We start from the raw sequence: 13952 nt of genomic DNA on the forward strand, positions 1-13952 counted from the left end.
TGTCGAAAACTCTTGATATTTATTGAATATACTTAATTTTAGGTATATTTTAATATGATAGAGGTGGATAATAATTATGGAAAAAATAATTCAAGAACTAGTAAATATTTTAACAGATGATCAATTTTTAGAATTTTATGAAAAAGTCAAACAACAAGCAGAATTAATAAAAAAACAAAAACGTTTAAATGAAATTGATCAAAAATTTAGAGCGCAAGGTATTAAATGCCCTAAATGTGAATCTTACCATTGCGTTAAAAATGGACATAATTCAGAAGGAAAACAAAAATATTTATGTAAAAATTGCCGTGCAAGTTTTGACGCTTTTCGTAATCATTTTATTTATTGAAGTCATTTAAATTATGAACAATGAATTAATTAACGAAAATTCAATTATTACTTCCGATATGCAAAAATTATATTTTTTAGTAGCAAAACAAACAAATTCTACTTTATGTGTAACTAAAACAACAATTAATCCTGAAGCTAGTTATCGTAACTTAAATAAAATCAGTAAATTACAATCTAGTCTTAAAGAAGCCTTAATTCATTATCATGGTTTAGGTTTTACTAATATTCAAAATTATTTAAATCTCTGAAAATGAAAATACCAACATAAGGGTTTAACTCCAAATCAACAAACAGCGGTATTATATTTTAATGTATAAAAAAAGTTAAAGTAAAAATAGTAATTTTACATAAAAGCCTTTTAAAATTATCAAGTTGATGATTTTTTTTATTTTATCAAGAGTTTTCGACAAAATTAAAAAATATATTTGATAATTTAAAATTTCAGTCTTTTTTTATTGTAAATAATAATTTTTATTATGTTTTAATGACAAAATATTTGTAAAAATAATCTAAAAATTATTTTAATAACACTTTTATATTTATTTTAAATTTAAAAATTATAATTATCATATTAATTTTGCAAGAAGTCTAATACCGCTGTTTGTTGGTTTGGAGTTAAACCCTTATGTTGGTATTTTCATTTTCAGAGATTTAAATAATTTTGAATATTAGTAAAACCTAAACCATGATAATGAATTAAGGCTTCTTTAAGACTAGATTGTAATTTACTGATTTTATTTAAGTTACGATAACTAGCTTCAGGATTAATTGTTGTTTTAGTTACACATAAAGTAGAATTTGTTTGTTTTGCTACTAAAAAATATAATTTTTGCATATCAGAAGTAATAATTGAATTTTCGTTAATTAATTCTTTGTTCATATTTTCAATAACTCATTGTTTTTGTAAACGTTTGGTGTTTGTGGATTTAACATAAATATTGTTATTATTATCAATTGCCATTTGAATACAGCATTTAGTATTAGTTGCGAATGGGTCAAGGTGAATTCTTCGTGGATCAGTTTTATATTTGAAATTTCCTTTATGGATTTCTTTAATAAATGTTTCATCGATTTGGATTTTACCAGATAATTTTTTAAATTTTAATTGGGTATTTTCTAATTGTTTTGATTTCATTAATTTTTGACGATTATATCAAGCAGTTTTTAATGTAGTTTTAATAAAACGAGAAATTGTTTTACTAGATTGCCCCAGCAATGAAATTTGAATCAATAAATTTCATTGTTCATAATTTAAATGACTTCAATAAATAAAATGATTACGAAAAGCGTCAAAACTTGCACGGCAATTTTTACATAAATATTTTTGTTTTCCTTCTGGATTATGTCCATTTTTAACGCAATGGTAAGATTCACATTTAGGGCATTTAATACCTTGCGCTCTAAATTTTTGATCAATTTCATTTAAACGTTTTTGTTTTTTTATTAATTCTGCTTGTTGTTTGACTTTTTCATAAAATTCTAAAAATTGATCATCTGTTAAAGTATTTACTAGTTCTTGAATTATTTTTTCCATAATTACTATCCACCTCTATCATATTAAAAATATACCTAAAATTAAGTATATTCAATAAATATCAAGAGTTTTCGACAAAATTAAAATAACTTTTTTATACATTAAAATATAATACCGCTGTTTGTTGGTTTAAATCCTTATCAACAATCAAACTTGTTGTATTTTAATTTATAACCACTAATTCTAAAATTTAATAAAATTAATTTTTAGAAGTCAGGTTGATGACTTTTTTTATTTTATCAATACTTATCTATAAAATTAGAAAAAAATTATCATCGAGAATTTATATATTAGACTTCTTGCAAAATTAATTTAAAATATAATTGAATTGTTGTTTTTAATAAAAAGGTGGAATTTAAATGAAATTTAAAAAAAATAATCAAATAAGTGATAAAAATTTTTTAAGATTAACTGGTATTAAACATACTACTTTTAATAAAATGCTAGAAATTTTAAAAATAGAAGAATTAAAAAAGAGATTTCGTCGCGGAAGAACCAATAAATTATCATTAGAAAATCGTATTTTAATAGACTTCTTGCAAAATTAATATGATAATTATAATTTTTAAATTTAAAATAAATATAAAAGTGTTATTAAAATAATTTTTAGATTATTTTTACAAATATTTTGTCATTAAAACATAATAAAAATTATTATTTACAATAAAAAAAGACTGAAATTTTAAATTATCAAATATATTTAAACTAATAGTTGTAAATTATAAATTGAAGCTATTAAATTAAATCTTAAAGCAAATCTTTTTCTACGATTTCGATATTTTTCACTAATAATTTTAAATTTTTTAAGTATAGCAAAAACATTTTCAATAACAATTCTCATTTTTGAAATTCGCTCATTATTTTGCTTTTCTTCTTTATTTAAAGGGTTTTTCTTTGATTTTCTTTTAGGAATTAAAACATTATGATTAATTTTTTGTATGCCTTGATAACCTAAATCCACTAAAACAGTTGTTTCTGGTAAAAATTTAATTTTTGAATCTTTTAAAATTTTAAAGTCATGGTTTTTACCATAAGAAAAATCAGAACTAATAATTTTTTTACTATCTTTTTCAATTATAACTTGTGTTTTTATTGTGTGTTTTTTCTTTTTTCCTGAGTAGTGCTGTTTTTGTCTTTTTTTGGGCGTTAGATTTGGCTTTCAGTTACATCAATTATAACAGTCTTATCTTTGAAATAATCTTTTAATAGTGATTTTTGACCAGTAAGTTGTTGAAAATTAGGGTGTTTTATTAAAGTGTCTTCAATTCATTTGATATTTCTATAACAACTACTTTCACTAATATCATAACTTTTTGCAATATGAAAATAAGTTCTATATTCTCTTCAATATTCTAAAGTCATTAAAATACGATTTTCTAATGATAATTTATTGGTTCTTCCGCGACGAAATCTCTTTTTTAATTCTTCTATTTTTAAAATTTCTAGCATTTTATTAAAAGTAGTATGTTTAATACCAGTTAATCTTAAAAAATTTTTATCACTTATTTGATTATTTTTTTTAAATTTCATTTAAATTCCACCTTTTTATTAAAAACAACAATTCAATTATATTTTAAATTAATTTTGCAAGAAGTCTATTCAATAAATATCAAGAGTTTTCGACAAAATTAAAAAATTGCTTTGTATATTCTATATACTAAAATTTCTCACTTCTTTGCTCATCGAAGTTTTATTAATTTCTTATTAAATTCACCCTTAAATTTAGTAATTGGTGCCTTAGGAACTGGAAAAACTGCTTTAATGGTTTTGGCTTCTTACTTATTAAGCGGTTGAAAAACGATTTCTACCCTTCCAATTACCAATAAACAAATGCTTTCGTTAGGGCACATGTCGCTTTTAGATTATAATTATCCGATATTAGAAGAAAAGCATTTACTGTTATGAGATGAAACCAACTTATTTTTAGAAGGTACTGACTATAAAGAAAATGATAGGGTAACTCAAGGTTTACAAGAATATTTTGCTTCAGCACGGCAATTTACCCATATCGTATTAGCAAGCGGTCAACGAGCTGAACATATATGAGTTAAAGTTCGTGATATTGCGAATTCAATAATTGTTGGAATTAGAAAAAAACCGGTTAGTATCTTTCGTCCTTATTTACAAGTTATTTATGGTACTTTTAAATCGGTAAGCGAATATGAGCAATGACGATTAACTCTAATTAATGCAAAAAATGATAAAAAAGGTCGCAAAATCAAATATCGTAGTATTCCAGAATTAGACATTTATTTCTTTAAATTGAAAATTCCGATGTCAATTTTAAACCTTTACGATAATAAATATTTATCATTCTTGCGTGAATTAAGTAATCGTGCTTTGAATGATAATTATCAACATAAATTTTGAAATGATAATGTAATGGATATTGAAGCATTAGAATATTTAAAAATGGAAAAATTCAGTAAGATACTTACTAAGTTAAAAAATAATCTAAATAAGAAAAACAAGTAAAGGAGTTTAAAAATGGAAAACTTAGAAAAAATGGCTAGTTTGATTGGCGATATGTTTTATAAAGTTTTTGATTTAATTTGAACTTTAACCATTCCCGGAACAGATATTCGCATTATTATTTTTCCACTAATTATGCTTGTGATAAATCTTGTAATTGGTGGTATTTTAGGTATTCATATTGAACGACCAAAAGTTGGTTTTCGTAAAAAATATCGAAAATCAGTTGCTAATTGAGAAACTAAGAAAAAATTGAGCCTGTCCAAAATTCTGTGTCTCGATAATTCATTCTGAATTATACTTAAACGAAGGAGAACAGAAAATGACAAAAAAAAAAAAAATAAAAAAAGAACCTGACGCAATTGATAAAGTTGTTGATTATTTTTTAGAAAATATTGATAATCCACAAGATTTATTTAAAGGCAATACTATTTTTCAGGAATTTACCAAAAAATTAACTGAACGAATGTTAAATACGGAAATTAAAGATTATCTTGAAACTGATGAGAATCATAATAAAAGAAATGGCAACACACAAAAAACCATTATTACTAAAAATGATTCAATCGCAATTGATGTACCAAGAGATCGAAATAGTACTTTTGAACCAGTAATTATTCCGAAAAGACAAAGAAGATTTGATAACTTTGATCAAAAAGTAATTTCTTTATATGCAAGAGGAATGACAATTTCTGATATCAAAGCACAATTGCAAGAATTCTATCACGGAGCAGAAATTTCAGAAAGTTTAATTAGTCAAATAACTGATGATGTTATTGAAGAAGTTAAAATGTGACAAACTAAACCTTTAGAGAAGATTTATCCGATTGTTTATTTTGATTGTATTGTTGTTAAAGTAAAGCAAGATAAACGAATAATAAATAAAGCAGTTTATCTTGCCTTAGGAATTAATTTAGATGGTTTAAAAGATATTTTAGGAATGTGAATTAGTGAGAATGAGGGAGCCAAATTTTGACTTAATAATCTTACGGAAATGAAAAATCGTGGCTTACAAGATATTCTTGTTGCTTGTAGTGATAATTTAACTGGGATGTCTGATGCAATAGAAGCTGTTTTCCCAAAAACACAGCATCAATTATGCATTGTTCATCAAATTCGCAATAGTTTAAAATTTGTTCCTTACAAAGATCGCAAACTTTTGTAGCTAATGATTTAAAATCAATTTATACAGCAATTAATGAAGAAATAGCGTTAATTGCTTTAGATCATTTTTCAGAAAAATGAAATAAAAAGTATCCACAAATTACTAAATCATGAAAAAATAACTGAAATAATTTAATAATTTTTCTTGAATATCCTCAGGAATTTAGAAGAATTATTTACACAACTAATGCGATTGAATCTGTTAATAGTCAATTAAGAAAAGTCATTAAGAATAAAAAGATTTTTCCTAATGACGCATCAGTTTTTAAAATATTTTATTTAGCATTTCAAAATATGGTTAAGAAATGAACGATGCCAATTCAAAATTGGGGTAGTGCAATTTCACATTTAATGATAAAATTTGAAGACAGAGTGAATTTAAGTTAATTACTTAGAGACACAGTTAATTGTACAGTCCCTGTTTTAATTAAAGTTATTGTTCTAAATAGCTAATATCGTTTTTATAAAACCTTATACTATAGTAGTAACTGTATTTGTTCTTACCGGCCCTTCTCTTTCTGATGAAAAAAATGCTTCACCGTTAAATGTTATTTTATCATTGTTTTTATCTATAGTAATTTCATTGGGTAATAAACTATATTTTTGTAAAATTTGCATTACTTCTGTAATTGATAATGTAACTATTTGTTCTTTATTGTTATCATCAATTATTTTGGCAGTAATATTTCCTGTAATTTTTTGTTTTAAATTTAATATAACTTTAGATGTAATTATTCTTACTGGATAAGTAATTTTTAATTTTTCATTGGGATTAAGTTCAAATTTATTAGCGGGTTCCTTAAAAATACTTAAAATCATTTCTTGTTCTTGTTTATTTGTGTTTGATAAATCAAAATTATTTGATAATTCATTAATGATTTCAGAATTTTTATTATTTATATTTGTAAAATCTGTTAATTTCATTTCATCATCAGAATTTATGTTTCAACCATTTAATTTATTTTCTTGTTTTGTTTTAGTTAATCCTGTTGTAATTTGAAATACTAATTTTGATTTTGAATTATATTCACAAGCAGGTACATTAAATGATCTTGTATTTGGAGTTTTATTGATAATTTCTCTATCAGAACATACATTTTCAGGAACATTAGATCATAAAAATGAATTTTCTTTTTTTGTTATTTCAATATCTGAAAAATTTAAATTATTAGTATCAATATAACTTATTTCTTTAAATTTTAAATTAGGGTTTTCATCACGAAACTTAAAAAATACTGCTCTTTTAATTAATTCATTTAAATTAATAGCATCAACATCATCTTTATTTTTAATTTTATAATTAACAGTAACTTCACCAAAATATTTACCATTGTCTTTTGCTTTAACTGTAGCTGATGTATCTGATGCTGTTTTATTAATAATTTCTAATTGTGATATATCTAAATCAGGATTTAAATAATTTAATTCATTTAAAATAATTTCATCATTAATAATGTTATTAAATCTTAAATTATTTATTTGAATAATAATATTTAAAAGCATTTTAGTTTTAGTTATTGCAAATGCATTACCACTTTTTTGTTCAATTATAATAGAACTAACTGCTTCATTTATACCATTTATTTTATGTGGTTTTCATGAATTATCATCATGCATAAAATAAAGGCCATCATCTGTCGCGAAATAAAGACTATTAGCTTTTACACTATCAGAAATATCATTTTGATGAACAGATATAGAATTAATAAATCCTGATATTTCAATAATTTTTCTAGCACCATAATCACCAGGTGTATTACTAATAAAATAAGATTTTCCTGTTTTAGTTATTGCAAATGCATTACCGCTTATTGGTGCAATTGTAACAAAAATAACTGCTTCATTTATACCATTTATTTTTTGGACTCTTCAATCTGCTCCCATAAAATAAAGGCCATCATTTGTTGCAAAATAAAGACTATTAGCTATGGTTGTACCAACAGTATTTGAAAAAATAGCAATATGATTAACTGATCTTGTTATTTCATTAATTTGTCTAACATTAAAATTATCTTTATTAATAAAATAAGATTTTCCTGTTTTAGTTATTGCAAATGCATTACCACTTTTTTGTTCAATTATAATAGAACTAACTGCTTCATTTATACCATTTATTTTATGTGGTTTTCATGAATTATCATCATGCATAAAATAAAGGCCATCATCTGTCGCGAAATAAAGACTATTAGCTTTTACACTATCAGAAATATCATTTTGATAAACAGATATAGAATTAATAAATCCTGATATTTCAATAATTTTTCTAGCACCATAATTACCAGGTGTATTACTAATAAAATAAGATTTTCCTGTTTTAGTTATTGCAAATGCATTACCGCTTATTGGTGCAATTGTAACAAAAATAACTGCTTCATTTATATCATTTATTTTTTGAACTCTTCAATCTGCTCCCATAAAATAAAGGCCATCATTTGTTGCAAAATAAAGACTATTAGCTATTGTTGTACCAACAGTATTTGAAAAAATAGCAATATGATTAACTGATCTTGTTATTTCATTAATTTGTCTAACATTAAAATTATCTTTATTAATAAAATAAGAATTTATTAAATTTAAATTATTAATATTTCTTTTAAATTTACTTATTTTTTTATTATTCTCAAGTTCTTGTTTTTCATAAGGGCTATTGGCAACGATTCCCGCAATTCCACTACTGGCTATTGTTATTGCACTTAATAAACTAAGTAATTTTTTCATATTAATCAAATCCTTTTCGTTAATTTTACTAATTAATAAAATTTACCGAACAATCAACATCCTTTCTAAAATTTGTACAGTCTAATTAATACAAGTTGATTATAACTTATTAAATAAGAATTTTTATTATTTTTTCAAAATATTGAATAATAATTCTAGAAAAGAATTTATCTTTAAAATAGAAAAATAAACTAACGGAATTTAACTTTGTTAAAATTACTACCAAGAAAGGCGATTTTTTATGTTAGAAATTAAAAATAATTTAAAAACTATAGAAAACAAGCATTGATTAAGTCTATTTACAACCCATAAAAATATGTACACCAATAAATGTGAACAATTAGCCAACGAATATGAAAAATTAGATGAATACTTATATAAATATCATTATCGGTTAAAACAAGGTTATAAAGTAGTTCATTTTGCATGAAGAACAATTATTACAATTTTTGGTGATGTTACTTTTAAACGACGCCGATATAAATATTGAAATCAAAAATCAGGTAAATTTGAATATGTGTGTTTGTTAGATAAAGAAATTGGTTTATTGCCCAAACAACGCATTTATTTTGATGTCCAATTTAAAGTTTTAAATCTTTTAGGTGATGGCAAACGCTATCGTGATGTTTTAGATGCTCTAAATCATTGTTATATTTCAAAAGGTAGTATTTCAAATATTTTAAATAAATATGATATTGCTGAATATTTTCAACTAGCAGAAAAAGAAACTAAAACTAGAATTGATGTCAAAAATAAGGATTTATATATTCAACTAGATGAAACATTTTTAGCGACATTAGATCATAAAGTTAAACAAGACCAAAGAATTCGTTTAGTTACTTTTCATACCGGGCATAAAGAAAAAAATTACAAAAATGCTCGTAGAGAGTTAGAAAATAAACGAGGTCATTTTCTAATGTTAAAAGTTGGTAAACGAATAAATACCATGGATTATCGTGATTTATTAATTAAAGAATTGCAAAAACATTATGTTAATATTAATTATGACAAAATAATTGTTTGTGGTGATGGTGATACTTGAATTAGAGAAATTGCCAATAGTTTTGGTAATGTTAGATATATTTTAGATGGTTATCATGCTATTAAAAAATTAAAACAAACTGCATTTAATATTATTTTTGAAAATCGCAAAGTAACACTAAATAGTTGAATTAAATTATATAAGGATGGAAATCATCAAGAATTAATCAAAACCATTCGTAATATTGCTAAAAATGAATTAAATAAAGATATTAAAACAAATTTAAGAAAGGCGAGTAATTATTTCAGTAATAATAAGCAAGGTATTCATAATCAAAATTTAGAATGAAATATCGGTTGTAGCATTGAAAGTGATGTATCGCATTTAATAAAACAACAATTAGGATATGGAGCAAAAATATATAATCATAAGAATTTAAATAACCTATTACATTTAAGAATGGCAAATTTAAACAAATTAAATGTATTATATTACATTAATGAAAATATTAATTCAGAAATAGAAATCAGAAAAGAAATATATAAAAATTCATTATGAAATAAATATAATAAGAAAAATGATGATAGTTGAATTAATAAAGGTATTATTGTATATACGAATAAATATAGAAAACATAAATTTATATAATTAGTGAAAATTTAATAAAATTAATAATTTTTTGTTTTAATTTTGTCGAAAACTCTTGATAAAATAAAAAAAATCATCAACTTGATAATTTTAAAAGGCTTTTATGTAAAATTACTATTTTTACTTTAACTTTTTTTATACATTAAAATATAATACCGCTGTTTGTTGATTTGGAGTTAAACCCTTATGTTGGTATTTTCATTTTCAGAGATTTAAATAATTTTGAATATTAGTAAAACCTAAACCATGATAATGAATTAAGGCTTCTTTAAGACTAGATTGTAATTTACTGATTTTATTTAAGTTACGATAACTAGCTTCAGGATTAATTGTTGTTTTAGTTACACATAAAGTAGAATTTGTTTGTTTTGCTACTAAAAAATATAATTTTTGCATATCGGAAGTAATAATTGAATTTTCGTTAATTAATTCTTTGTTCATATTTTCAATAACTCATTGTTTTTGTAAACGTTTGGTGTTTGTGGATTTAACATAAATATTGTTATTATTATCAATTGCCATTTGAATACAGCATTTAGTATTAGTTGCGAATGGGTCAAGGTGAATTCTTCGTGGATCAGTTTTATATTTGAAATTTCCTTTATGGATTTCTTTAATAAATGTTTCATCGATTTGGATTTTACCAGATAATTTTTTAAATTTTAATTGGGTATTTTCTAATTGTTTTGATTTCATTAATTTTTGACGATTATATCAAGCAGTTTTTAATGTAGTTTTAATAAAACGAGAAATTGTTTTACTAGATTGCCCCAGCAATGAAATTTGAATCAATAAATTTCATTGTTCATAATTTAAATGACTTCAATAAATAAAATGATTACGAAAAGCGTCAAAACTTGCACGGCAATTTTTACATAAATATTTTTGTTTTCCTTCTGAATTATGTCCATTTTTAACGCAATGGTAAGATTCACATTTAGGGCATTTAATACCTTGCGCTCTAAATTTTTGATCAATTTCATTTAAACGTTTTTGTTTTTTTATTAATTCTGCTTGTTGTTTGACTTTTTCATAAAATTCTAAAAATTGATCATCTGTTAAAGTATTTACTAGTTCTTGAATTATTTTTTCCATAATTATTATCCACCTCTATCATATTAAAATATACCTAAAATTAAGTATATTCAATAAATATCAAGAGTTTTCGACAAAATTAAAAATTTTTTGTTGTGTAAAAATTCAATAATATGATAAAATGGTACCGAATAAAAATGACAATAACAAGAAAGGTATGGTTAGTTTAGTAATTAAATAATATAATTAGCTGATTGTTTTACTTCTTCAAAGCAATACCTAAGAAAACTAAACGCGACCTGTTTTTCTTCTGAATTATGTCCATTTTTAAGAGCCTGTCCAAAATTCTGTGTCTCGATAATTCATTCTGAATTATACTTAAAAGAAGGAGAACAGAAAATGACAAAAAAAATAAAAAAAGAACCTGACGCAATTGATAAAGTTGTTGATTATTTTTTAGAAAATATTGATAATCCACAAGATTTATTTAAAGGCAATACTATTTTTCAGGAATTTACCAAAAAATTAACTGAACGAATGTTAAATACGGAAATTAAAGATTATCTTGAAACTGATGAGAATCATAATAAAAGAAATGGCAACACACAAAAAACCATTATTACTAAAAATGGTTCAATCGCAATTGATGTACCAAGAGATCGAAATAGTACTTTTGAACCAGTAATTATTCCGAAAAGACAAAGAAGATTTGATAACTTTGATCAAAAAGTAATTTCTTTATATGCAAGAGGAATGACAATTTCTGATATCAAAGCACAATTGCAAGAATTCTATCACGGAGCAGAAATTTCAGAAAGTTTAATTAGTCAAATAACTGATGATGTTATTGAAGAAGTTAAAATGTGACAAACTAAACCTTTAGAGAAGATTTATCCGATTGTTTATTTTGATTGTATTGTTGTTAAAGTAAAGCAAGATAAACGAATAATAAATAAAGCAGTTTATCTTGCCTTAGGAATTAATTTAGATGGTTTAAAAGATATTTTAGGAATGTGAATTAGTGAGAATGAGGGAGCCAAATTTTGACTTAATAATCTTACGGAAATGAAAAATCGTGGGTTACAAGATATTCTTGTTGCTTGTAGTGATAATTTAACTGGGATGTCTGATGCAATAGAAGCTGTTTTCCCAAAAACACAGCATCAATTATGCATTGTTCATCAAATTCGCAATAGTTTAAAATTTGTTCCTTACAAAGATCGCAAACTTGTAGCTAATGATTTAAAATCAATTTATACAGCAATTAATGAAGAAATAGCGTTAATTGCTTTAGATCATTTTTCAGAAAAATGAAATAAAAAGTATCCACAAATTACTAAATCATGAAAAAATAACTGAAATAATTTAATAATTTTTCTTGAATATCCTCAGGAATTTAGAAGAATTATTTACACAACTAATGCGATTGAATCTGTTAATAGTCAATTAAGAAAAGTCATTAAGAATAAAAAGATTTTTCCTAATGACGCATCAGTTTTTAAAATATTTTATTTAGCATTTCAAAATATGGTTAAGAAATGAACGATGCCAATTCAAAATTGGGGTAGTGCAATTTCACATTTAATGATAAAATTTGAGGACAGAGTGAATTTAAGTTAATTACTTAGAGACACAGTTAATTGTACAGTCCCATTTTTAACGCAATGGTAAGATTCACATTTAGGTCATTTAATACCTTGCGCTCTAAATTTTTGATCAATTTCATTTAAACGTTTTTGTTTTTTTATTAATTCTGCTTGTTGTTTGACTTTTTCATAAAATTCTAAAAATTGATCATCTGTTAAAGTATTTACTAGTTCTTGAATTATTTTTTCCATAATTATTATCCACCTCTATCATATTAAAAATATACCTAAAATTAGGTATATTCAATAAATATCAAGAGTTTTCGACAAAATTAAAAGACAATTATTTTACAACTTAAATTAGAAAAAATGATATTGACTTTGTAAAATTTGAAAAATAATATTAAAACCATAAAATATTATAATTACTCCAGAAGTTATTACTGTAAAAATTTTATTACTACTTCAACGAGGAATTGTTTTAACAGTAAAAATAATAATTGTTAACAATAGCAAAATCGCAATAACAAATAATGGCATTAAATTCATCATATTACCATTTGCTAAATATTCTAAACTTCCGACAGAATGATTAATAATATCCGCAACAAAGTAAATAATTGAATTAAAAAGATGGCTACCAACAATTCCAGCAATAGCAACATTACCATAACCAATCTTTGCTAAAGAAAATAATGATACTGCTTCAGGTAAGGCCGTTGTCATTCCTAAAAAAATCGCTCCTGCCGATTCTTTTTTAATCCCATAAACATTATCAAAGTTATCAATAACCGCAACTAATATTATTGAAGAAAGAACTAAGCCAATAACCCAAATAACGAAAAAAATTATAATCATCTTTAATGATAATTTTTTTAAACCAACATCTTTATTAGTTTTAGGTTCTTTTTCCTCATCATGAAATCCTTTAAACATCATTATTAAAAATCCCCCATAAACTAATAATAAAACTAAAAATGGTCAAGAAACATTGATATAAGGAATTGTTAACCGCATAAAATCAAATGCTTTAATTGGCATTAAAGCTAATACTAAAATTATATTAATCCCCATCATTAAATAAATAACAAAGCGATTAGAGTTATTTATTTTTTTTAAAAATAAATAACCAATAAAAATAATATCAGCAACCGCTAACATCGCTCCTGAAAATAAATTTGCCCCCATAACATCACCCATACTAACTTCAGGACTCCCCAAAGCACCAGCTGTTATCGCTGATACAAGTTCTGGCAATGAAGTTATAATTGATAATAAAAATGCTCCCGCAACCGCCGTTGACATTTTTGTTCGCATTTTTAATGCTGACAAATATTTAATCATCCGCCTAGAAGCAAAAAAATTAATACTTGCAAAAATAACAAAAAATACCCATAAATATTCCGGTTTTGTTCAACCAAATAATCACTGTGAAATAATTCCACCCCCTATTTAAAAATAT

At 24.0% G+C, this 13952-nt stretch carries 14 protein-coding genes and 2 pseudogenes; 9 read left to right on the forward strand and 7 right to left on the reverse strand.

Features of this window, described 5'->3' with window-relative positions:
• Positions 1-76: 76 nt before the first annotated feature.
• Together AAHM82_RS07650 and AAHM82_RS07655 are read left to right on the forward strand one after the other, a co-directional pair.
• Complete coding sequence (locus tag AAHM82_RS07650) at positions 77-382, forward strand: IS1/IS1595 family N-terminal zinc-binding domain-containing protein (protein ID WP_342263517.1); 306 nt, start codon at positions 77-79, stop codon at positions 380-382.
• The gene (locus tag AAHM82_RS07655; protein ID WP_342263368.1) at positions 363-668 is read left to right on the forward strand and encodes a hypothetical protein; all 306 of its coding nucleotides are present in this window, start codon (positions 363-365) and stop codon (positions 666-668) included. Before AAHM82_RS07650 ends, AAHM82_RS07655 begins: the two co-directional genes overlap by 20 nt.
• A 254-nt stretch (positions 669-922) precedes the next feature.
• On the opposite strand, the gene AAHM82_RS07660 is transcribed toward AAHM82_RS07655, so the two are convergent.
• Positions 923-1885, reverse strand: a complete 963-nt coding sequence (locus AAHM82_RS07660; protein WP_342263518.1) for an IS1/IS1595 family N-terminal zinc-binding domain-containing protein — start codon at positions 1883-1885, stop codon at positions 923-925.
• 359 nt (positions 1886-2244) lie between these two features.
• On the opposite strand from AAHM82_RS07660, the gene AAHM82_RS07665 reads away from it, so the two are divergent.
• Complete coding sequence (locus AAHM82_RS07665) at positions 2245-2433, forward strand: hypothetical protein (RefSeq protein WP_342263519.1); 189 nt, start codon at positions 2245-2247, stop codon at positions 2431-2433.
• Positions 2434-2585: 152 nt separating this feature from the next.
• Here the strand turns inward: AAHM82_RS07665 and AAHM82_RS14105 are convergent.
• Positions 2586-3017: pseudogene (locus AAHM82_RS14105) on the reverse strand (transposase family protein); the annotation flags it as partial.
• 14 nt (positions 3018-3031) lie between these two features.
• Positions 3032-3415 (reverse strand): helix-turn-helix domain-containing protein, encoded by a 384-nt coding sequence (locus AAHM82_RS14110; protein ID WP_425288970.1) that lies wholly within the window; start codon positions 3413-3415, stop codon positions 3032-3034.
• 111 nt (positions 3416-3526) lie between these two features.
• Here AAHM82_RS14110 and AAHM82_RS07675 point away from each other — a divergent pair, with 111 nt between their 5' ends.
• From AAHM82_RS07675 to AAHM82_RS07685, 3 genes and pseudogenes are all read left to right on the forward strand, one after another.
• On the forward strand, positions 3527-4360 hold the full coding sequence (locus AAHM82_RS07675; protein WP_342263521.1) for a hypothetical protein: 834 nt from the start codon (positions 3527-3529) through the stop codon (positions 4358-4360).
• 12 nt (positions 4361-4372) lie between these two features.
• On the forward strand, positions 4373-4726 hold the full coding sequence (locus tag AAHM82_RS07680) for a hypothetical protein (protein ID WP_342263522.1): 354 nt from the start codon (positions 4373-4375) through the stop codon (positions 4724-4726).
• A pseudogene (locus AAHM82_RS07685) lies at positions 4680-5908 on the forward strand (IS256 family transposase). Before AAHM82_RS07680 ends, AAHM82_RS07685 begins: the two are co-directional and overlap by 47 nt.
• Before the next feature lie 84 nt (positions 5909-5992).
• Here the strand turns inward: AAHM82_RS07685 and AAHM82_RS07690 are convergent.
• Positions 5993-8239, reverse strand: a complete 2247-nt coding sequence (locus tag AAHM82_RS07690; protein ID WP_342263523.1) for a hypothetical protein — start codon at positions 8237-8239, stop codon at positions 5993-5995.
• Positions 8240-8480: 241 nt separating this feature from the next.
• Between AAHM82_RS07690 and AAHM82_RS07695 the strand changes: the two genes are divergently transcribed.
• On the forward strand, positions 8481-9869 hold the full coding sequence (locus tag AAHM82_RS07695; protein WP_342263524.1) for an Mbov_0401 family ICE element transposase-like protein: 1389 nt from the start codon (positions 8481-8483) through the stop codon (positions 9867-9869).
• A gap of 135 nt (positions 9870-10004) precedes the next feature.
• Here AAHM82_RS07695 and AAHM82_RS07700 read toward each other — a convergent pair whose 3' ends face one another.
• Positions 10005-10964 (reverse strand): IS1/IS1595 family N-terminal zinc-binding domain-containing protein, encoded by a 960-nt coding sequence (locus tag AAHM82_RS07700; protein WP_342263352.1) that lies wholly within the window; start codon positions 10962-10964, stop codon positions 10005-10007.
• A gap of 257 nt (positions 10965-11221) precedes the next feature.
• Here AAHM82_RS07700 and AAHM82_RS07705 point away from each other — a divergent pair, with 257 nt between their 5' ends.
• Together AAHM82_RS07705 and AAHM82_RS07710 are read left to right on the forward strand one after the other, a co-directional pair.
• Positions 11222-11344 carry a hypothetical protein gene (locus AAHM82_RS07705; RefSeq protein WP_342263525.1) on the forward strand — a complete coding sequence of 41 codons (123 nt, stop codon included), beginning with the start codon at positions 11222-11224 and terminating at the stop codon, positions 11342-11344.
• Positions 11304-12524, forward strand: a complete 1221-nt coding sequence (locus tag AAHM82_RS07710; RefSeq protein ID WP_342263365.1) for an IS256 family transposase — start codon at positions 11304-11306, stop codon at positions 12522-12524. The genes AAHM82_RS07705 and AAHM82_RS07710 overlap by 41 nt, the downstream gene beginning before the upstream one ends.
• Here AAHM82_RS07710 and AAHM82_RS07715 read toward each other — a convergent pair.
• Positions 12521-12742, reverse strand: a complete 222-nt coding sequence (locus AAHM82_RS07715) for a hypothetical protein (protein WP_342263526.1) — start codon at positions 12740-12742, stop codon at positions 12521-12523. The two genes, AAHM82_RS07710 and AAHM82_RS07715, sit on opposite strands and share 4 nt — an antisense overlap.
• A gap of 108 nt (positions 12743-12850) precedes the next feature.
• Positions 12851-13942, reverse strand: coding sequence for a hypothetical protein (locus tag AAHM82_RS07720; RefSeq protein ID WP_342264857.1), 1092 nt, complete (start codon positions 13940-13942; stop codon positions 12851-12853).
• Positions 13943-13952: the final 10 nt, after the last annotated feature.

Source organism: Spiroplasma endosymbiont of Clivina fossor, from assembly GCF_964031115.1.
Taxonomy (GTDB): domain Bacteria; phylum Bacillota_I; class Bacilli_A; order Mycoplasmatales; family Nriv7; genus Nriv7.